The 19,756-nt window shown below is 70.2% G+C and carries 21 protein-coding genes; 12 read left to right on the top strand and 9 right to left on the bottom strand.

Annotated features, from left to right (window positions below; translation table 11 throughout):
* Nucleotides 1-3: 3 nt before the first annotated feature.
* The 7 genes from QWJ38_RS04145 to QWJ38_RS04115 are packed head-to-tail and all read right to left on the bottom strand — an operon-like array spanning nt 4 to nt 6,449.
* Nucleotides 4-1,494, bottom strand: a complete 1,491-nt coding sequence (locus tag QWJ38_RS04145) for an ABC transporter substrate-binding protein (protein ID WP_290357769.1) — start codon at nt 1,492-1,494, stop codon at nt 4-6.
* Nucleotides 1,495-1,510: 16 nt separating this feature from the next.
* Nucleotides 1,511-2,359 carry an ATP-binding cassette domain-containing protein gene (locus tag QWJ38_RS04140; RefSeq protein ID WP_434063939.1) on the bottom strand — a complete coding sequence of 283 codons (849 nt, stop codon included), beginning with the start codon at nt 2,357-2,359 and terminating at the stop codon, nt 1,511-1,513.
* Entirely contained in the window at nt 2,307-3,275 is a 969-nt protein-coding gene (locus QWJ38_RS04135; RefSeq protein WP_290357767.1) for an ABC transporter ATP-binding protein, read from the bottom strand. Before QWJ38_RS04135 ends, QWJ38_RS04140 begins: the two co-directional genes overlap by 53 nt.
* Complete coding sequence (locus QWJ38_RS04130; protein WP_290357766.1) at nt 3,272-4,096, bottom strand: ABC transporter permease; 825 nt, start codon at nt 4,094-4,096, stop codon at nt 3,272-3,274. Before QWJ38_RS04130 ends, QWJ38_RS04135 begins: the two co-directional genes overlap by 4 nt.
* Nucleotides 4,080-5,048: an ABC transporter permease gene (locus tag QWJ38_RS04125; protein ID WP_290357765.1), complete on the bottom strand. Its 969-nt coding sequence runs from the start codon at nt 5,046-5,048 to the stop codon at nt 4,080-4,082. Before QWJ38_RS04125 ends, QWJ38_RS04130 begins: the two co-directional genes overlap by 17 nt.
* Nucleotides 5,045-5,851, bottom strand: coding sequence for a GntR family transcriptional regulator (locus QWJ38_RS04120; RefSeq protein ID WP_290357764.1), 807 nt, complete (start codon nt 5,849-5,851; stop codon nt 5,045-5,047). The genes QWJ38_RS04125 and QWJ38_RS04120 overlap by 4 nt, the downstream gene beginning before the upstream one ends.
* Before the next feature lie 43 nt (nt 5,852-5,894).
* Nucleotides 5,895-6,449, bottom strand: coding sequence for a peroxiredoxin (locus QWJ38_RS04115; RefSeq protein ID WP_290357763.1), 555 nt, complete (start codon nt 6,447-6,449; stop codon nt 5,895-5,897).
* 205 nt (nt 6,450-6,654) lie between these two features.
* Here QWJ38_RS04115 and QWJ38_RS04110 point away from each other — a divergent pair, with 205 nt between their 5' ends.
* From QWJ38_RS04110 to QWJ38_RS04095, 4 genes are read left to right on the top strand one after another with little or no spacing between them, the layout of a single operon-like run.
* On the top strand, nt 6,655-7,536 hold the full coding sequence (locus QWJ38_RS04110) for an N-acetylmuramic acid 6-phosphate etherase (protein ID WP_290357762.1): 882 nt from the start codon (nt 6,655-6,657) through the stop codon (nt 7,534-7,536).
* A gap of 22 nt (nt 7,537-7,558) precedes the next feature.
* On the top strand, nt 7,559-8,851 hold the full coding sequence (locus tag QWJ38_RS04105; RefSeq protein ID WP_290357761.1) for an MFS transporter: 1,293 nt from the start codon (nt 7,559-7,561) through the stop codon (nt 8,849-8,851).
* A complete protein-coding gene (locus tag QWJ38_RS04100; protein ID WP_290357760.1) occupies nt 8,848-9,984 on the top strand; it encodes an acyltransferase family protein in 1,137 nt (378 codons plus the stop codon). Before QWJ38_RS04105 ends, QWJ38_RS04100 begins: the two co-directional genes overlap by 4 nt.
* Nucleotides 9,985-9,988: 4 nt before the next feature.
* Nucleotides 9,989-11,518, top strand: a complete 1,530-nt coding sequence (locus QWJ38_RS04095; RefSeq protein ID WP_290357759.1) for a glycoside hydrolase family 10-like protein — start codon at nt 9,989-9,991, stop codon at nt 11,516-11,518.
* On the opposite strand, the gene QWJ38_RS04090 is transcribed toward QWJ38_RS04095, so the two are convergent.
* Nucleotides 11,503-13,044 (bottom strand): hypothetical protein, encoded by a 1,542-nt coding sequence (locus QWJ38_RS04090; protein WP_290357758.1) that lies wholly within the window; start codon nt 13,042-13,044, stop codon nt 11,503-11,505. The genes QWJ38_RS04095 and QWJ38_RS04090 overlap by 16 nt on opposite strands.
* Nucleotides 13,045-13,248: 204 nt before the next feature.
* Here QWJ38_RS04090 and QWJ38_RS04085 point away from each other — a divergent pair, with 204 nt between their 5' ends.
* The 8 genes from QWJ38_RS04085 to QWJ38_RS04050 all read left to right on the top strand — a co-directional run bounded on the left by QWJ38_RS04085 (nt 13,249) and on the right by QWJ38_RS04050 (nt 18,800).
* On the top strand, nt 13,249-13,386 hold the full coding sequence (locus tag QWJ38_RS04085; protein ID WP_290357757.1) for a hypothetical protein: 138 nt from the start codon (nt 13,249-13,251) through the stop codon (nt 13,384-13,386).
* Complete coding sequence (locus QWJ38_RS04080) at nt 13,383-14,225, top strand: N-acetylmuramoyl-L-alanine amidase (protein ID WP_290357756.1); 843 nt, start codon at nt 13,383-13,385, stop codon at nt 14,223-14,225. Before QWJ38_RS04085 ends, QWJ38_RS04080 begins: the two co-directional genes overlap by 4 nt.
* A 19-nt stretch (nt 14,226-14,244) precedes the next feature.
* Nucleotides 14,245-15,255, top strand: a complete 1,011-nt coding sequence (locus QWJ38_RS04075; RefSeq protein WP_290357755.1) for an ABC transporter permease — start codon at nt 14,245-14,247, stop codon at nt 15,253-15,255.
* Nucleotides 15,255-16,163: an ABC transporter permease subunit gene (locus QWJ38_RS04070; protein WP_290357754.1), complete on the top strand. Its 909-nt coding sequence runs from the start codon at nt 15,255-15,257 to the stop codon at nt 16,161-16,163. Before QWJ38_RS04075 ends, QWJ38_RS04070 begins: the two co-directional genes overlap by 1 nt.
* A gap of 1 nt (nt 16,164) precedes the next feature.
* Nucleotides 16,165-17,106 (top strand): ABC transporter ATP-binding protein, encoded by a 942-nt coding sequence (locus QWJ38_RS04065; protein ID WP_290357753.1) that lies wholly within the window; start codon nt 16,165-16,167, stop codon nt 17,104-17,106.
* On the top strand, nt 17,103-18,065 hold the full coding sequence (locus QWJ38_RS04060; protein ID WP_290357752.1) for a peptide ABC transporter ATP-binding protein: 963 nt from the start codon (nt 17,103-17,105) through the stop codon (nt 18,063-18,065). Before QWJ38_RS04065 ends, QWJ38_RS04060 begins: the two co-directional genes overlap by 4 nt.
* 49 nt (nt 18,066-18,114) lie before the next feature.
* Nucleotides 18,115-18,462 (top strand): hypothetical protein, encoded by a 348-nt coding sequence (locus QWJ38_RS04055; protein ID WP_290357751.1) that lies wholly within the window; start codon nt 18,115-18,117, stop codon nt 18,460-18,462.
* Nucleotides 18,463-18,524: 62 nt separating this feature from the next.
* A complete protein-coding gene (locus QWJ38_RS04050; RefSeq protein ID WP_290357750.1) occupies nt 18,525-18,800 on the top strand; it encodes an HU family DNA-binding protein in 276 nt (91 codons plus the stop codon).
* A 59-nt stretch (nt 18,801-18,859) separates the two neighbouring features.
* On the opposite strand, the gene QWJ38_RS04045 is transcribed toward QWJ38_RS04050, so the two are convergent.
* A complete protein-coding gene (locus QWJ38_RS04045; protein WP_290357749.1) occupies nt 18,860-19,747 on the bottom strand; it encodes a DUF2145 domain-containing protein in 888 nt (295 codons plus the stop codon).
* Nucleotides 19,748-19,756: the final 9 nt, after the last annotated feature.

The following is a 19,756-nucleotide window of genomic DNA, read 5'->3' as shown; positions in this document are numbered from 1 at the left end:
TCCTCATTCCCAGCTCAGTGCCGACAGATCGTTGACGAAGATCGGCATCTCGGTCCACAGGCCTTTCACCGATTTCTTCGCCACCGTGATCCACAGCGGCTGGTACAGCCAGACATTGACCGCGTCGCGCGCCAGCAGGCGCTGCGCGTCGCCGAGCAGGCGCAGGCGCTCGGCCTCATTGGGCGCATTCAGGGTCTTGGCGTAGAGCGCGGCGAACTCGGCGCTCTCGTAGCCCCAGTAATAACCGGGCTTGGCGTAGTTGCCGAGGTCCAGCGGCTCGACGTGCGAGATCAGCGTCAAGTCGTAGTTGCGGTTCGCGTAGACGCCGGACAGCCATTGCGCCCACTCGATGTTCTCGATCTTCAGCTTGATGCCGACCTGGGCCAGCTGTGCCGCGATCAGCTCGCCGCCCTGGCGCGCATAGGGCGTCGGCGGCAGCTTGAGGCTCAGCTCTAGCGGCAAGCCCACCCCCGCCTCCTTGAGCAGCGCCCGGGCCGCGGCCGGGTCGTAGCGATTGAGCGCCGTCAGGTCCACATAGCCGGGGGCGCCGGGCACATAGTGGCTGCCGATCGGCACACCGAAGCCGTCGGCCGCGACCTCGATCACCGCCTTGCGGTCGATCGCGGCCGCGATCGCGCGCCGCACGCGCACATCGTCGAGCGGCCTGCGCTTGTTGTTGAGCGCCAGCATGGTCTTCGCCCGCGAGGGATTGCTCAGCACCTGGAAGCGCTGCGGCTGGTTCTTGAACTGCGCCAGGCTGCGCGCCGCCGCCACGCGCGGGAAGGCGTCGACATCGCCGGACAGCAGGGCCGCAACCTGGGCCGCCGGCTCGGCGATGAAGCGGAAGCTCACCCGGGGGATCTTCACCGCCGCAGCGGCGCGGTAGCCGGGCCAGGCCTTCAGGCTCAGCGCGGCGCCCTTGGCCCAGTGCTCCAGCTGGTAGGGCCCGGTACCCACCGGCGCCGTCGCATTGCCGGCCGCGCTCTTGGGCTCGACGATGGCCGCCGTCGCCTGGCCCAGCAGGAACAGCAGGTCCGGCTCCAGCTCCTTGAGCGTGATCACGACCGTCCCGGGGTCGGGCGTTGCGATCGCCTGCATCGCGGCGAACACGCGCCGGTCCTTGTTGCTGCTCTGCGCGCCGGCCGCGCGCTCGAAGGAGAACTTCACCGCCGCCGCGTCGAAGGGCTCGCCGTTCTGGAAGCGCGCATCGCGGCGCAGCCGGAAGGTGTAGGTCTTGCGGTCGGGCGAGATTTCCCAGCTCTGCGCCAGCAGCGGCTGCACGCCGCCCGAGGGCGTGATCTTGGTCAGCGTCTCGAACACGTTGTAGTGCACGACCTCGGCGATCGCCGAGGCCGCGCCGGCGGTCGGGTCCAGGCCCGGCGGCTCCAGGGTCATGCCGAGCACGAGGTTCGGCTTGGCGGCCTGGGCGAGCGCGGCCGCCAGCAGGCCCAGGGTCAGCAGCAGGCCGCGGAGGGCCGGTTCGATCCAGGTCATGAGGGCGATGATGACATCAGGGCATGGCTGCCACCAGCCGGCGCGTGTAGGGATGTTCCGGCGCGCCGAACACCTGCGCCGGCGTGCCGCGCTCGACGATGCGGCCCTGGTAGAGCACCAGCACCTGGTCGGCCAGGTGGTCGACGACGGCCAGGTCGTGGCTGATCAGCAGATAGGCCAGGCCGTACTGCCGCGCCAGCTCCTGCATCAGATTCAGCACCTGGGCCTGGATGGAGACGTCGAGCGCGCTGACCGGCTCGTCGGCGACGATCAGCTTGGGCCGGCTGACCAGGGCGCGCGCGATCGCGATGCGCTGGCGCTGGCCGCCGGAGAATTCGTGTGGATAACGGTTCATGTCGGCGGCACGCAGGCCCACCGCCTCCAGGCTGTCGCGCACCCGCTCGTGGCGGCCGCGCGGGCCCAGGCCGCCGTGCAAGGCGGCCAGCGGCTCGGCGACGATGCGGCCGATGCTCATGCGCGGATCGAGCGAGGCATAGGGGTCCTGGAACACCATCTGCATGTCCTGGCGGGCGCGCCGCAAGGCCTTGGCGTCCAGCGCCTGCAGGTCCTGGCCCTTCAGCAGCACGCGGCCGGCGTCGTGCCGGCGCTGTGGCCGGTCCAGCGCCAGCACCGCGCGCGCCAGGGTGCTCTTGCCCGAGCCGGACTCCCCGATCACGCCCAGGCATTGGCCGGCCTCGATCTGGAAGGCAATGTCCTGCAGCGCCTGCAGCCGCGGCGGCGCGCGAAACAGGCTTTGGCGCGGCAGCGCATAGCTGCGGCTCAGGCCCTCGACGCGCAGCAGCGGTGCCTGTTCAGCCACGGTGCAGCGCCTCCCCGGCCCGCAGGCAGCGTATCCAGTGCGCATGCCCCTCGACGGCGACCGGCGCCGGATCCTGCCGGCAGATCTCGGCCGCCAGCGGGCAGCGCGGCCGGAAGCTGCAGCCGGCGCCGGCGCGCAGCTCGCCCGGCGCGGGCACCTGGCCCGGCAGCGCGGCCAGGCGCTGGCCGCGGCCGACGCCGAGCCGGGGCCGCGCCGCCAGCAGCGCACGCGTGTAGGGATGAGCCTGGCGCGTGAGCACGGCGGCCGTCGGCCCGCTGTCGACGGCCTGGCCGGCATACATGACGACCAGGCGCTGCACCTGGCGCGCGATCAGGGCCATGTCGTGCGAGATCATCAGGAGGCCCATGCCGCGCTCGGCCACCAGGCCGGCCAGCAACTCCAGCACCTGGCCCTGCAGGCTGGCGTCCAGCGCGGTGGTCGGCTCGTCGGCGATCAGCAGCTGCGGCCCGGCCGCCAGCGCGATCGCGATCATCACGCGCTGGCGCTGGCCGCCGGAGAGCTGGTGCGGATAGCGCTGGGCCGCCTGTTCGTCCAGGCCCACGCGGGCCAGCAGTCGCCCCGCCTCGGCCTGCGCCGCCGCGGCCGGCAGCCGGCGCTGCAGGCGCAGCGGCTCGGCCACCTGGCGGCCGACGCGATGCAGCGGGTTCAGCGCCGTCATCGGCTCCTGGAACACCATCGCGATGCGGCCGCCGCGCAGCGCGCACCAGCCGCGCTCGTCGAGCGCCAGCAGATCCTGGCCGGCGAAGCGCAAGCGCCCCGCGAGCTCGGCGCCCTCCGGCAGCAGGCCCATCAGGGCCAGCGCGGTGAGCGTCTTGCCGCTGCCCGACTCGCCGATCAGGCCCAGGGTCTCGCCTGGAGCCAGCGAGAAGCTCAGGCCGCGCAGCAGCTCGAGCCCGCCGAGGCGGATGCGCAGGTCCTCGACCTCCAGCAGCGCGCTCATCGCCGCGCCCCCCGCCGCTTCGGATCGCTGAGATCGCGCAAGCCGTCGCCGAGCAGGTTCAGGCCCAGCACGGCCAGCATGATGGCCAGGCCCGGGAACACGGCCAGCAGCGGCGCGTTGAACAGCTGCGTCTGCGCCTCGGCCAGCATGCGGCCCCAGGAGGCCTGCGGCGCCTGCGTGCCCAGGCCCAGGAAGGACAGCGCCGCCTCGGCCAGGATGGCCAGCGCGAACTGGATCGTCGCCTGCACGATCAGCAGCGGCGCGATATTCGGCAGCACATGCTGCAGGCTGATCGCCAGGGCGCTCTTGCCGCAGGCGCGCGCGGCCAGGCAGTAGTCGCGCGCCCAGGCCGCATGCGCGCCGTTGCGGGCGACGCGGGCGAAGGTGGGCACATTGTGCAGGCCGATGGCGACGATGGCGCCGACGATGCCGGGCCCCCAGACCGCGGCGATCAGCAGCGCGGTCAGAATGGCCGGAAAGGCGAAGCCGAGGTCGGCCGCGCGCATGATGACCTCCTCCACCCAGCCGCCGCGCGCCGCCGCCAGCAGGCCCAGCGCGACGCCCAGCACGAGGCCGATCGCGACGGCGATCACGCCCACTAGCAGGGAGACCTGCGCGCCGGCCAAGAGCAGGCTGGCGACATCGCGGCCCAGGCTGTCGGTGCCCAGCCAATGCGCGGCGCTGGGACCCTTCAGCTTGGCGGCCAGGTCGATTTCCTGCACCGGCCAGGGCGTCCACAAGAGCGACAGGCCGGCCGCCAGCAACAGGGCCAGGCTCAGCACCAGGCCGATCGCCAGGCCGCGCTCAGGACGCCGCCGCATGCAGGCGCAGCCTCGGGTCGATGACGGCGGCCAGCACGTCCACGCAGAAATTGACGAGCACCACCAGGCCGGCGAGCAGCATCACGCAGTTGCGCACCACGACCAGGTCGCGGTTGGCGATCGCCTGGAAGATCAGCCGACCCAGGCCCGGCAGGGTGAACACGTTCTCGATCACGATGGTGCCGGCCAGCAGATTGGCGAACTGCAGGCCCATCACCGTCAGCACCGGCGGCAGCGCATTGCGCAGCACATGACGCCACAGCGCCTGCCGGCACGTCAGGCCCTTGGCGCGCGCGGTGCGGACGAAATCCTCGCCCAGCAGGTCCAGCACCGCGCCGCGGGTGACGCGCGCCAGGATGGCCGCCTGCACCAGGGCCAGCGCGAGCGCCGGCAGCAGCAGTGCCTGCAGCGCCGGCCACCAGCCGCCGCCGGCGGCTTCGTTCCAGCCGGGGAAGCCACCGGCCGGCAGCCATTGCAGGCCGACCGAGAAGGCCAGGATCAAGAGGATCGCGAACCAGAAATTGGGCACGGCGATGCCCAGTTGCGTCAGGCCCATCACCGCCCAGTCCCCGGCCCGGCCCTGGCGCGCGGCGGCATAGACGCCGGCCGTCAGCGCCAGCAGCGTCGTCAGCGCCATCGCCAGCAGGGCCAGCGGCACCGTCAGCGTCAGCCGCTCGGCGATCAGCGCGCGCACCGGCGTGCTGTAGGCATAGCTGTCGCCGAACTCGCCCTGCGCCATGCCGGCCAGCCAGCGGCCGTAGCGCAGCAGGGCGCTCTCGTTCAGGCCCAGCTTCTCGGCCAGCGCGGCCACCGCCTCGGGCGCGGCCTCCGGGCCCATCAAGGCCTGCGCCGCATTGCCGGGCAGCAGCTCCAGCACGCCGAACACCAGGGCCGAGGCCGCCAGCAGGGTGGCCAGCAGGGTGAAGGCGCGGCGGAGCAGGAACAGCGTCATGCCGCCCAGGCGGGGGGCGCGGCGGGCGCAATCGTCGCGGCGGCGCCGCGCCCGGCCAGCAGGCAGGCGATGGTCTCGCGGATGTGCTGGCGGGCCAGGCGCTCGGCCGCCTCGCCGTCGCCGGCGGCGATCGCCTGGACGACCAGCGCATGCTCGTCGACGGCCGGCCGCGCGCGGTCGCGGCTGACCAGCACCGCCGGCGCGAACACGGTCGAGGTCAGGCGCACGACCGCCATCTGGCCGCTGAGGAATTCGTTGTCGGCCAGCTCGATGATGGCCGCATGGAAGTCGACGTTGAAGCGCACATAGTCGGCCGGCGACCAGGGCTCCAGCGTGCCCAGCTGCTGCTCGATCAGCGGCATCAGCCGCGCCCGCGCGCGCGCCGCCTGGCGCTCGGCCGCCTGGCGCGCGGCCAAGCCGTCGATCATCTCGCGCAGCGCATAGGCATTGAGCAGGCGCTGGCGGTCGGCGCGGGCGACGCAGACGCCGCGCGGCCCGTCGGCCTCCACCAGGCCCTCGCTTTGCAGCATGCGCAGGGCCTCGCGCAAGGGCGTGCGGCTGACGTTGAGCTGCTGCGACAGCTGCACCTGGCGCAGCAGCTCGCCGGGCGCATGGGCGCCGCTGTAGATGCGCTGGCGCAGCACATGGGCGACCTCGTCGACCAGGCGCACGCGGCCGGCTCCGTCGCCCACCAGCTCGTCCAGCGCGCCGGGCAGGGTGTCCTCGGCCACGCGCCGCCGCACCGGCCTGGTCGACAGCGGCGGCGATGCCTGCCCGTGGTGATCCTGCTGCTGCTTGCTCATCGGGCTGGATTGTTCCAGATCGCCGGCGTGATTCCCTGCGCGCTCAGCGCTTGGCGCCGGCCTTCCATTGCTCGACCGCCTTCAGCATCGCCTCCACATGGCCGTCCGGGTTCAGGCTGGCGAAGACGGCGCCGACCTTGCCCTCCGGCGTGATCAGGTAGGAGATGCGGTCGGCGACGCCCGGGTACTTCAGCAGCGCCGCGTCATAGTCCTTCATCACCTTGGCGCCGGCATCGGCGGCGACGGCGAACTTGTTGCGGCAGGCCTCGACCGAGAACTTCTTCAGCGTGTCGATATCGTCGTTGGAGATGCCGATGACGGTGGCGCCCATGGCCTTGAACTTGTCCGTCGCCTCGGCGAAGTTGTGCGCCTCGACGGTGCAGCCGCTGGTGAAGGCCTTGGGATAGAAGTACAGCACGACCGGGCCCTGTTTCAGGGTGCCGGCCAGATTGAACTTGAAGGGCTGGCCGCCGACGGCGGCATCGGCCGAGAAATCGGGCGCCGCGGCGCCGACGGCCAGCGCGGCCAGCGCCGGGGCGCTGACCAGCGCGCCGCTCAGCGCTGCAGCCAGCAGGAAACGGGTGTTGATACGGGGCATGGGGTGCAACTCCGGACGGTGAGGTTCACATCATGCCCGCGTCGCGCCCGCGCCGCATCCTGGCTTGTGCCGATCCATGCGCGGCGGACGGAAGCCGCGGGCATGCCCAGGATCACCTGCAGTTATGGGGACAATGGCGCTCGTCATTGGCCGCCTCCGGCCGAGACCCCTAGAGTCGCTCCGTCCGCCCGTCCCTGGATTCCCCATGCTCAAGACCGAAACGCCCAGCAGCCGCCATCCCGATCTCGACCAGTACGAGCTGCCCGCGCTGATCGGCGCCTTCGTCGAGGACCAGGTGGAGGCGGTCAATGCGGTGCGCGCGGCCGCGCCGCAGCTGGCCGAGGCGGTCGCGCGGGCGCTGCCGCGCATCGAGGCCGGCGGCCGCATCCTCTATGCCGGTGCCGGCACCTCTGGGCGGCTGGGCGTGCTGGACAGCGTCGAGCTGTACCCGACCTTCTCCTGGCCGCGCGAGCGTGCGCTGGCCATCCTGGCCGGCGGTCAATCGGCGATGTTCGTCGCCGTCGAGGGCGCGGAGGACGATGCCGTGCAGGGCCAGGCCGACCTCAATGCGCTGCAGCCCGGCCCGAACGACGTGCTGCTGGCCCTGGCCGCCTCGGGCGGCACGCCCTATGTGCTGGGCGCTATTCGCGCCGCCCGCGCCGCCGGCGCGCTCGTGATCGGCTTTGCCAACAACGCCGACGCGCCGGTCACCCGCGAGGCCGAGGTCGGCATCACGCTGGACACCGGCCCCGAGGTGATTTCCGGCTCCACGCGGCTGAAGGCTGGCAGCGCACAGAAGATGGCGCTGAACACCTTCTCCAGCGCGCTGATGGTGAAGATGAACAAGGTCTACGGCAATCTGATGGTCGATCTGAAGGCCACCAATGCCAAGCTGGTGCGGCGCGCGCTGGCGCTGACCATGCGCGCCAGCGGCGCCGACGAGGCGACGGCCCAGGCGGCGCTGCAGGCCTGCGACCACCATGTGAAGACGGCGCTGGTGATGATCAAGAAGGGCGTGGACGCGGCGGCCGCGCGCGCCCTGCTCGACGCCGCCCGGGGCAGCGTGCGCCAGGCGCTGGCCGCCTGAAGGCCTGCTAGGCTCGCGCCGCATGACGCACCCCATCGCCGCCGAAACCCCGCAACGCAATCCCTGGGCCTGGATCCCGACGCTCTACTTCGGCCAAGGCATTCCCTATGTGGTCGTGATGACGCTGTCGGTCATCATGTACAAGAACCTCGGCATCTCGAACACCGAGATCGCGCTCTACACCAGCTGGCTCTATCTGCCCTGGGTGATCAAGCCGCTGTGGAGCCCGCTGATCGAGCTGCTGGGCACCAAGCGGCGCTGGATCTGGGCGCTGCAGTTTCTGATTGGCGCCGCGCTGGCCGGCGTCGCGCTGACCATTCCCGGCCCCAAGGCCTTCCAGATGACGCTGGCCGTGTTCTGGCTGATGGCCTTCGCCTCGGCCTCGCACGATATCGCCGCCGACGGCTTCTACATGCTGGCGCTGCCGCAGCACAGCCAAGCGGCCTTCGTCGGCGTGCGCTCGACCTTCTACCGGCTGGCCAATATCGGCGGCCAGGGCGGCCTGGTCTATCTGGCCGGCGAGCTGCAGGAGCGCACGGGCAGCATGGCGATGGCCTGGTCCATCGTGTTTGCCGTGCTGGCCCTGCTGTTCGTCGCCATGGCCGCCTACCACCTGGGGGTGCTGCCGCGGCCGAGCAGTGACACCCGCGGCGAAGGCAAGGCCGGCCATCTGGTGGCCGAGTTCTTTGCCGTCTTTGCCGAGTTTTTCAGGAAGCCCGGCATCTTGGTGATCCTCGGCTTCCTGCTGCTCTACCGCTTTCCCGAGGCGCAGCTCTTGAAGCTGGCCACGCCCTTTCTGCTCGACAAGCTGGAGGCCGGGGGCCTGGGCCTGACGACCAAGGAGGTCGGCATCGCCTACGGCACGGTGGGCCTGATCGCCCTGACCCTGGGCGGCCTCTTGGGCGGCTGGATCGTCTCGCGCATCGGCCTGAAGCGGGCGCTGTGGCCGCTAATCCTCGCCATGCACCTGCCCAATATCGTCTTCCTGCTGATGGCCTGGCAGCACCCGGGCAGCCTGTGGATCATCTGCAGCGGCCTGGCCGTCGAGCAGTTCGGCTATGGCCTGGGCTTCACCGCCTATCTGATGTACATGATCCATGTGGCCGAGGGGCCGCACAAGACCGCGCACTATGCGATCTGCACCGGCTTCATGGCCCTGGGCATGATGATCCCGGGCATGTGGAGCGGCTGGCTGCAGCAGCAGCTCGGCTATCTGCACTTCTTCGGCTGGGTGCTGCTGGCGACCCTGCCCTCCTTCCTGATGACGGCGCTGATCCGGGTGCCCGAGGGCTTCGGCAAAAAGGCCGCGGCATGAACGGCCAGCGCCTGCTCTCGCTCGACGCCTTCCGCGGCTTCACCATCGCCGCGATGCTCTTGGTCAACAACCCGGGCGACTGGGGCCATCTCTACGGCCCGCTGGCCCATGCGGCCTGGCATGGCTGGACCTTCACCGACTGGATCTTTCCCTTCTTCGTCTTCATCAGCGGCATCTCGATGACGATCAGCCTGGGCCGCCGCGCGGCGCTGGGCGATTCGAAGCGCTCGCTGCTGCTGCAGACCTGGCGCCGCGGCCTGATCATCATCGCGATCGGTCTGGCGCTGAACCTGATTCCGAGCTTCAGCTTCGAGACGCTGCGCATCCCCGGCGTGCTGCAGCGCCTGGGCTTGTGCACCCTCCTCGCCGCGCCGCTGGTGCTGTGGTTCAACTGGAAGCAGCAAGTGGCCTGGATCGTCGGGCTGCTGACGGCCTATAGCGTGCTGATGCTGTGCGTCACGGTGCCCGATGCCCTGGGCGTGCTGCACACCGGCTCGCTCAACAAGGGCGAGGACACCGGTGCCTGGCTGGACCGGCTGCTGATGAACGGCCATCTCTGGGCGCAGGCCAAGACCTGGGATCCGGAGGGCCTGCTGTCGACGCTGCCGGCCGTGGCCAGCCAGCTGACCGGTGTGCTGGTCGGCCATTGGCTGGCAAGCAAGCGCCAGCCGATCGAGAAGGCGATGTGGCTGATGGTGGCGGGTCTTGCCTGCCTGTGGCTGGGCCAGCTCGGCGATGCCTGGCTGATGCCGATCAACAAGAGCCTGTGGACGCCGTCCTACGTGGCGCTGATGGCCGGCTGGTCCTGCCTGGTCTTCGGTGTCTTCTTCTGGCTGCTCGATGCGATGCCGCTGCCGCTGGCCCGCCAGCGCGTCGCGCGCTGGTCGCTGCCGCTGGTGCAGTTCGGCATGAATGCGCTGTTCCTGTTCGCGCTGTCGGGCCTGGTGGCCAAGATCTTGGGCTTCATCAAGCTGGGCGATGGCCGCAGCCTGAAGGCGGCGCTGTACGCGCCGATTCAGGCGCTGGACATCGCGCCGGTCAATGCCTCGCTCTTGTTTGCCATCGCTTTCCTCGCCCTGATGTATCTCGTCGCCTGGGCCATGTGGCGCAAGCGCTGGTTTGTGAGGGTCTGAACCCATGGTCCTGTCCCGTCGCACCCTGCTGGCCGCACCGCTCGCGCTGAGCGCCTGCGCCGAGCGCCCTCTCTTCGGCCCGAGCCTGAAGCCGGCGCCCGAGCTGGCCGCGCTGGCGCCGGCCGCGCCGCGCGAATTCCGCGCCGCCTGGGTGGCGACGGTGGCCAATATCGACTGGCCCAGCAAGAAGGGTCTGAGCACGGCCGAACAGCAGGCCGAGATGCACGCGATGCTGGACCGCGCCGTCGAGCTGAAGCTCAACGCGATCATCTTCCAGGTTCGCACCAGCGCCGACGCGCTCTACGACTCGAAGCTTGAGCCCTGGAGCGAGTACCTGAGCGGCAGCCAGGGCCAGGCGCCGGAGCCCTTCTACGACCCGCTGGCGCTGTGGATCGCCGAGGCCCACAAGCGCGGCCTGGAGCTGCATGCCTGGTTCAACCCCTTCCGCGCCCGCCAGAGCGGCGCCAGGAGCGCGCTGGCCGCCACACACCTGGGCAAGACCCGGCCCGACTGGGTCAAGTCCTATGGCGACCAGCTCTGGCTGGACCCGGGCGAGCCCGGCGCCGCCGAGCACAGCCTGGCCGTGTTCAAGGACGTGCTGCAGCGCTACGACGTCGACGGCATTCATATCGACGACTATTTCTATCCCTATGCGGTCAACGACCCGGCTACCAAGCAGGAGATCGACTTTCCGGACGAGCCATCCTGGCAGCGCTATCTGAAGAGCGGCGGCACGCTGGGCCGCGCCGACTGGCGGCGCCAGAACGTCGACACGCTGATCGTGCGCATCTACAAGATGGTCGCGGCGACCAAGCCGCAGGTCCGCTTCGGCATCAGCCCCTTCGGCATCGGCAAGCCGGCGCTGCGCCCCGCGGGCATCGCCGGCTTCAGCCAGTACGACAAGCTCTATGCCGACGTGGAGCGCTGGCTGGCCGAGGGCTGGCTCGACTATCTGGTGCCGCAGCTCTACTGGCCGCGGGCGCAGCAGGCCCAGGCCTTCGGCCCCCTGCTCGATTACTGGCATGGACAGAACGCCAGGGCGCGCCATGTCTGGCCGGGGCTGTACACCAGCAGGATCACCGACAAGCCCGAGAGCTGGCCGGTCGACGAGATCACCGGCCAGATCGCCCTGCAGCGCCAGCGGGCACCGGCCAACGGCACGGGCGCCGGCCATGTGCACTTCAGCATGATCGCCTTGCAGCAGAACCGTCGCGGCCTCGTCGATGCGCTGAAGGCCGGCACTTACACCGACGCAGCCCTGGTGCCGGCCACGCCCTGGCTGGCCGCCGCGGGCAGCGTGCCGCCGGCCGCGCCGCAGCCGGGCCTGGCCAGGCAGTCCAATGGCCAGTGGCAGCTGAGCCTGGCGGCCGGCAGCGGCCAGCGCTGCGCCTGCTGGCTGCGCTATGGCGAGCGCTGGGAGTTCCGCGCCGGCAGCGAGCTGCTGCTGTCGGCACAGGGGCTGGACGCCATCGTCGTCTCGGCGATCGACCGGCTGGGCATCGAGGGGCCGCGGGTCGCCTACCGCTTGGCCTGAACCTTGGCCGCCTGGGCGCGCTGCTGCAACACGCGCAGCTGGCAGCGCAGGCCAAAGAGGCTTTCGGCCATCGCATAGGTGAAGGGATCGGTCTCGGCAAAGTTCAGCAGCTCCTTGATCCGATCGCCGAGGCGCGCACAGCCGCGCTCGGCCAGCGCCTGGTCCTCCTCGTCGAGCTGCATCTCGGCGCGCGTCGAGCAGGCGGCCAGGGTCCAGGGATACCAGAGAAAGCTGCTGCCCTCCAGCAGCACGCGCGCGCCGGGCAGGTGGACGTCGCTGTCGTGCGTGCGGTCATTCGCGTCGATGCGGCGCTGCGCGAGCTCCTGCGTGTCGCCGGCGCCGGCGGTCTCGATCCCTATCAGGAACTCGCGCCGCGCATTCAGATAGTGCTGAGTCTGCAGCGCATTGGCATAGGGCCGGGCCCGCTCCAGCACATAGAGCACCTGGGCACTCAGGCCCGCATAGCGCTCGGTATTGCCGCTGCGCTTGGGGTTCGGCACCCAGCTGCGCAGCGCGATCTGATAGGTACCGATCAGCCAGCCGACGCCGTTGCGGATCTTCGCCAGCGCGAGATCACGCTGCTCGGGCGCCAGCAGGCCGGCGCGCTGCGCCTCGACCAGCGCCCACAGCGCGATCGCGCTCGAATAGCTGCGCTGGTGCTCGGCCTCGCGCTCCTTCAGCTCCTTTTTCTTCGCCGCATCGTCGCCCAGCATGCCCGCGTCGCCGAGCGGGCTCCAGGCGCCGCTGTCCAGCTGCTGAGCGATCAAGAGCTGCACATCGCGCTGCAAGCGCGCCCGCGCCTGCGCCTGCTGATCGCCCCAGATCGCCCCGGCCACCGCCGGCCGCAAGGCCGCCACCTGGGCCAGCACCACCCAGCCGTTGACCTCGGTGATGCCGTAGTCGAGCTGGCCCATATAGGCCCAGCCCTCGTCGCCGGGCAGGCGCTTGCCCTCGATATAGGTCAGCGCCGCGCGCATCGTCTTCGCGTCGGCGGCGGTCGGTGGCGCTCCGCCCTCGGGCAGCATCGCCCACAGCCCCTGGGCCGTGCTCCAGACCTGCGGCTTCACCGCCCGATCGAGCCGGTTGTAGCGCAGGCCCTCGCCCGCCACCCCGGCCTCGGCCTTGCCCAGCTCCAGCAGCAGGCGATCCCAGTTCTGCGCATTGCGCTGCAGCTCGCTGGCGTCGGGCGGCTTGGGCAGCGCCACATAGATGCTGCAGCCGGTGATCAAGAGGCCGACCAGGACCAGGGCCGCCAGAAACAGATGGCGGCGCCGGTGCCTTGCCAGATAGCGCCGATAGAGCCAGACGCCCAGCGCCGAATAGCCGGCGACGAACAGCAGCGTGACGAGGGCGCTGACGCCGATCTGCAGCGAGCGGATCCAGTCGGGGCCGACCAGCGAGGTCAGCGCGTTATGGACCTCGGCGGCATGGACCAGCCAGCCCAGCAGCACGGTGACCGCGCCGAATCCGGCCGAGGCACCGCGCCAGGCACTGCCTTTCTCGGGCTCCTGTTTGCTGGTGATCATGTCGCGCCCTCCACAAGCCAGCCCGCAGCCTAGAGGGAGGGCGGCAGCGCCGGAATCCTGCGCCCTGGGGATCGGGGTTCGCCCCGGCTTCAGGGTTAACGCGAGGATTTCGGGCCAAACAGGGCCCGGGCCGCAAAAAAAGTTATGCCCCGCGGCGGCATTGACATTTGCCGGCCGCGGCCGCTGCGCCCAAACTGCCGCGCAATGACGATGATGAAGTCCGCCCCGGTCGCCGCGGCCGCCGGATCGGTGGCCGGCCAAGCCTGCAACAATGGCACCCTCGCGCAGCGCCGCCCCGCCGGCCGCGCTTTCCGCTTTCCTGCGAGCCTCGACGACGAATGAATCACAAGCTCTTTCTAGGCGCCGCCTGCGCGCTGCTGCTGAGCGCCTGCGCCACCGGACCGCAGACGCCGGTGATCCGCCATGACTACGTCTCGCAGAACCAGGACAGCCGCAGCCTGTTCATCGTGCTGCACTACACGGTGCTGGACTGGGAGAAGTCGCTGAAGGTGCTGACCACCGGCGGCCAGGTGAGCGCGCACTACCTGGTGCGCGAGGAGCCGGCCGAGATCTACCAGCTGGTCGACGAGAACCGCCGCTCCTGGCATGCCGGCGCCAGCTACTGGGCCGGCAACCAGAACCTCAATTCCTCCTCGATCGGCATCGAGATCGTCAACGCCGGTTGGGTGGACACGCCGGGCGGCCGCGTTTACGCGCCCTTCCCGCAGAAGCAGATCGAAGAGGTGATCAAGCTGGTGCGCGACATCCAGAAGCGCCACAACGTCAAGCCGGAGCGCATCATCGGCCATGCCGACATCGCGCCTGGCCGCAAGCAGGACCCGGGCCCGATGTTCCCCTGGAAGCAGCTGCACGAGGCCGGCCTGATCCCCTGGCCGGACCCGGTGCAGGTTGCGGCCAGGAAGACCGCTTACGAAGCCGTGCCGGCCGACATCGGCTGGGCGCAGGACCGCCTGGGCCGCTATGGATTCAATATCGCGCGCAGCGGTCAGCCGGACAAGCTGACCAGCGACGCGATCGCGACCTTCCAGATGAAGTACCGCCCGGCCGACTACGGCGGCGTGCTGGACGCCGAGACGGCCGCGCTGATCGACGTCGCGACGACGCCCGGCGGCATGCTGATGGCGCCGGCGCCGGCGCCGACGGGCACCGGCAAGCCCTGACCCGATTTCCTCCTTTCCCGTGCTGACCTTTCTGCTCAAGAAACTGGCGACCCTGATCCCGACCCTGGTCGGCATCACCATCGTCGCCTTCGGCCTGATCCGCCTGGTGCCCGGCGACCCGATCGAGGTGATGATGGGCGAGCGCCGGCTCGACCCCGAGGCCCACGCGGCCCTGGTCAAGCGCATGGGCCTGGACCAGCCGCTGCCGGTGCAGTACTTCGACTATGTGGCCAAGCTGGCCCAGGGCGACCTCGGCCAGTCCCTGGTCAGCCGCGAGCCGGTGGCCAAGGAATTCGCCGCCCTGTTCCCGGCCACCGTCGAGCTGGCGCTGGCCGCGCTCTTGCTGGCCGTCACCCTGGGCCTCTTGCTGGGCATGATGGCCGGGCTCAAGCGCGGCTCGCTACTGGACCAGGGCGTGATGGGCATGGCCACCGTCGGCTATTCGATGCCGGTGTTCTGGTGGGGCCTGATCCTGATCATGTTCTTCTCGGTCAATCTGGGCTGGACGCCGGTCTCGGGCCGCATCGGCATCGAGTACGACGTCGCCCGCGTCACCGGCTTCCTGCTGGTCGACGCCTGGCTGTCCGGCGAGGAAGGCGCCTTGGCCTCGGCCGCCGCGCATCTGCTGCTGCCGGCCCTGGTGCTGGGCACCAGCACGATGGCCGTCGTCGCGCGCATGACGCGCTCCTCGATGCTGGAGGTGCTGCGCGAGGACTACATCCGCACCGCGCGCGCCAAGGGCCTGGACCCGAAGCGCGTCGTCATCGTCCATGCCTTGCGCAATGCCTTGATCCCGGTGCTGACGGTCGTCGGCATGCAGACCGGCAGCCTCCTGGCCGGCGCGGTGCTGACCGAGACCATCTTCTCCTGGCCGGGCATCGGCAAATGGCTGATCGACTCGATCGCCCGCCGCGACTATCCCGTCGTGCAGGCCGGCATCCTGATCTCGGCCGCCACCTTCATCGGCGTCAATCTGGTCGTCGACATCCTCTATGGCGTGGTCAATCCGCGCATCCGTTCCCAGCACTGATGTCCAGCGCCGTCGCAGAAACAAGCCCCGTCGTGCCCGACCACCCTTCGCCGCTGCGCGAGTTCTGGTCGGGCTTCAGCGCCAATCGCGGCGCCCTCATTGCGCTGATCGTGTTCGCCCTGATCGCGCTGGCTGCCATCCTGAGCCCGCTGATCGCGCCGCACAGCCCGATCGAGCAGTTCCGCGAGCACATGCTGCAGCCGCCGGTCTGGGCCGAGGGCGGCAGCTGGCGCTTCATCCTCGGCACCGACGAGCTGGGCCGCGACATCCTCTCGCGCCTGCTGCACGGCGGCCGCGTCTCGCTGGGCATCGGCCTGGCCTCGGTCTTTTTGTCGCTACTGCCCGGCGTGCTCTTGGGCCTCTTGGCCGCCTTCTACCAGCACAGCTTCTCGCCGGTGATCATGCGGGTGATGGACATCATGCTGGCCCTGCCGGCCCTGCTGCTGGCGATCTGCGTGATCACGGTGCTGGGCCCGGGCCTCATCAATACCGTCATCGCGATCGCTATCGGCGCGCTGCCCGGCTACACGCGCCTGACCCGCGCCGCCGCCCTGGCCGAGATCGGCCGCGACTATGTGACGGCCAGCCGCGTCGCCGGCGCCGGCGTCTGGCGGCTGATGTTCATCACCGTGCTGCCCAACTGCATGGCGCCGCTGATCGTCAACGCGACCTTGAGCTTCTCCTCGGCCATCCTCGAGACCGCCGGTCTCGGTTTCCTGGGCCTGGGCGTGCAGGCGCCGACGCCCGAGTGGGGCACGATGCTGTCCGCCGCGCGCGACTACATCGAGCGCGCGCCCTGGGTCGTCACCCTGCCCGGCCTGACCATCCTGGTCAGCGTGCTGGCGATCAATCTGATGGGCGACGGCCTGCGCGACGCGCTGGACCCCAAACTGAAGCGCGTGAGCTGAGATGGCCCTGCTCGATATCAAGAATCTGCGCGTCGAGTTCGGGCGCTTCCCGGCCGTCGATGGCGTCGACCTGACGCTGGAGGCCGGCGAATTGCTGGGCATCGTCGGCGAATCGGGCTCGGGCAAGTCGGTGACCATGCTGGCCCTGATGGGCCTGATCGACGCGCCGGGCAAGGTGACGGCCGACAAGCTCGAGTTCCAGGGTCAGGACTTGCTGAAGCTCAACGCTAAGCAGCGCCGCGCGCTGATCGGCCGCGATATGGCGATGGTCTTCCAGGACGCCCTGTCCAGCTTGAACCCAAGCTATACGGTCGGCTACCAGATTGCCGAGGTGCTCAAGGCCCATCTGGGCCTGCGCGGCGCGGCAGCGGAGAAGCGCGTGCTGGAGCTGCTGGAGCTGGTCGAGATCCCCGATGCGAGGAACCGCATGCGGGCCTATCCGCACCAGCTCTCGGGCGGCATGAACCAGCGCGTGATGATCGCGATGGCGATTGCCTGCGGGCCCAAGCTCTTGATCGCCGACGAGCCGACCACCGCGCTGGACGTGACCATCCAGGCCCAGATCATGGACCTGCTCTTGCGCCTGCAGCGCGAGCAGGGCATGGGCCTGGTGATGATCACGCACGACCTGGCCATCGTCGCCGAGATGGCGCAGCGCATCGCGGTGATGTACGCCGGCCAGATCGTCGAAACGGCCGCCGTGCCGGCGATCTTCGACGCGCCGCGCCACCCGTACACCGAGGCGCTGCTGGCCGCGATCCCCGAACACAACAAGGGCACGGCCCGCCTGGCCGCCCTGCCCGGCATCGTGCCCGGCGCGCTGGACCGCCCCGGCGGCTGCCTGCTGTCGCCGCGCTGCCCCTATATGCAGCCGCGCTGCCGCAACGAGCGCCCGGCGCTGGCCGAGGGCGTACGCTGCTTCTTCCCGAGGAGCGCCGCATGAGCGCCGCACCGCTGCTGCAAGCGCAAGACCTGGCCCGCCATTACAAGGTCGGCCAGGGCCTGTTCAAGCCCAAGGCGACCGTCAAGGCCTTGAATGGCGTCTCCTTCACGCTGGAGGCCCGCAGGACGCTGGCCGTCGTCGGCGAATCGGGCTGCGGCAAGTCGACCCTGGCGCGCCAGCTGACCCTGATCGAGGCGCCGACCTCGGGCGCGCTGCGACTTTCGGGCACCGATGCGGCCCATGCCGACAAGGCGCAGCTGAAGGCTCTGCGCCAGCAGGTGCAGATGGTGTTCCAGAACCCTTTTGCCTCGCTAAACCCGCGCAAGAGCATCGCCACGACCCTGGACGAGCCGCTGCTGATCAACACGAGCCTGACGAAGGCCGAGCGGCGCGAGCGCGTCGAGGCCCTGGTCGCCAAGGTGGGCCTGCGGCCCGAGCATCTGCGCCGCTATCCGCACATGTTCTCGGGCGGCCAGCGCCAGCGGATCGCGATCGCGCGCGCGATGATCCTGAACCCGAAGATCGTCGTCGCGGACGAGCCGGTGTCGGCGCTGGACGTGTCGATCCAGGCGCAGATCCTGAACCTGTTCATGGACCTGCAGGCCGAGTTCGGCACCGGCTATGTGTTCATCTCGCACAACCTCAGCGTCGTCGAGCACATGGCCGACGATCTGATGGTCATGTACCTGGGCGCGGCGGTCGAGTACGGCGACAAGAAAACCATCTTCGCCCGCCCGCTGCACCCCTACACGCGCGCGCTGATGAGCGCGACGCCGGCCCTGCGTGCGGCCGACCGCCGCGAGCGCATCAAGATTCACGGCGAACTGCCCAGCCCCCTGAACCCACCGAGCGGCTGCGCCTTCCACAAGCGCTGCCCGCTGGCCGTCGAGCGCTGCAAGGTGGAGACGCCGCGACTGCGGGAGGTCGAGGGCCGGCAGGTCGCCTGCCACGTGGTTTGAGCACCGGGCCGCTAAATTAGCGGCAACCCCTATCCACCGGAGTCCGACCATGCGCATCCGCCGTCTCCTGTTTCCGACCCTCGTCCTGGGTCACGTCCTGGGCCTCATGCCGGCGCTGGGCCTGGCCCAGAGTTCCGCGCCACCGTCCGCGCGCGAGGAAAACATCCGCCGCATGATGGAAAGCACGGCCAGCCCGGTGGTGCCGAATGCGGCGCGCATGGCCGACGCCATCCTCGATGCCGAGCTGCGATTCGCCGAGCGCCCGGAGACGGCCGCGCGCATCGCCAGCTTCAAGCGCAATCTGTTCGAGGCCCTCGTGAAGAAGGGCTTCAGCGCCGAGCAGGCGCTGCAGATCGTGCTGCACACGCCGCTGCCCTCGGCGGCGGGCGACCGCTGAGGCGCCGGAAGCCGCGATAATCGGCGCCCCTTCGGGGAACTCCCTGTTTCAATGGATCACTGATGAACAAAACCGAACTGATCGAAAGCATCGCCAGCAAGGCCGGCGTCACCCGCGCCGTCGCCACCACGATGCTGGATGCCACCCTGAGCACGATCACCGAAGCCCTCGCCGCCGGCGACGCCGTCGCCCTGGTCGGCTTCGGCACCTTCAAGACCAGCGCGCGCGCCGCCCGCACCGGCAAGAACCCCGCCACCGGCGAGGCGCTGGAAATCGCCGCCTCGACCGCGGCCAAGTTCAGCCCCGGCAAGGCGCTGAAGGACGCGCTGAACAAGTAAGCAGGCCGGTCGCAAGACCCGACCCCGCCAAGAGACGCTCGCGCGTCTCTTTTTTTTGCCTATTGCTGGAGCGCGATCACCTCGTCGCCGTCGCCGGCGACGCAGCCGTCCGCGAGCGGCTGCCAGCCGTGGCGCACGACGATCCGGCTGTCGGTGTGGCAGAGCTCGATCCGCCTCGCGCCGGGCAGGCGCTCGCGCACGAAGCCCTCGATGGCCACCGGCAGGCTGAGGCGGTAGCGACCGGCGGCAATATCGTCCTGCGGATGGTCGGCCATATGCACCCAGGGCACGAACAGGCTGGCCAGCATCAGCACCGGGCCGAGCTCGATCTCGCTGGGCCGGTAGCGCTGCTCGCGCAGCCATTGCTGCGCGGCGGCGCGGTCGGCTGCGGCGCCCCAGGCGCTGGCCAGCAGCTCGACCAGCCATTGATTGCAGTTCTGGTAGCGCAGGCCCCAGGCATGGGCGTTGGCGCTGTAGTCGCCGCCCAGCAGCGCCAGCGCGCGGCGGTCGTCCAGCGCGGTGCGCTCCAGCGCCGCGGCCGCCTCGGCCGGCAGCAGGACCAGCGAGACATAGCCCAGCGCCGGCTCGCTGGTTCCCATCACGAAGCCGGCCATGCCCTGGTCGAACAGGCGCGGCCGGCCCTCGTCGCAAGCGTAGTAGAGCTGGCGCACCGACCAGGGCGTGTTGCCGCTGGCCCGCAGGCTCAGGCCGGCATGCGAATAGCGCTGGCCCAACCGTTCGAGGTCCAGGCCGGAGCGGGCGATCAGCGCGCTGTCGGCACCGGAGCGTTCGAGCTCCTGCTTGACGACGGCGCCGAAGCGCAGCATCCGGTCCTGCTCGGCGGCCGTCAGCGCGGCCGGCTTGTCGCAAAAGCGCAGCGAGGCGGCCTGGGCCGCCGCCAGGCCGGCGCCGAGCAGCAGCGGCAGTGCCGGCAGCAGCCGGCGCAAGGCCCGCCG

The organism is Roseateles violae (assembly GCF_030410485.1).
Lineage (GTDB): Bacteria > Pseudomonadota > Gammaproteobacteria > Burkholderiales > Burkholderiaceae_C > Roseateles_D > Roseateles_D violae.
Note: the sequence above shows the minus strand (reverse complement) of the source record. Positions and strands in the feature narration are given on the sequence as shown.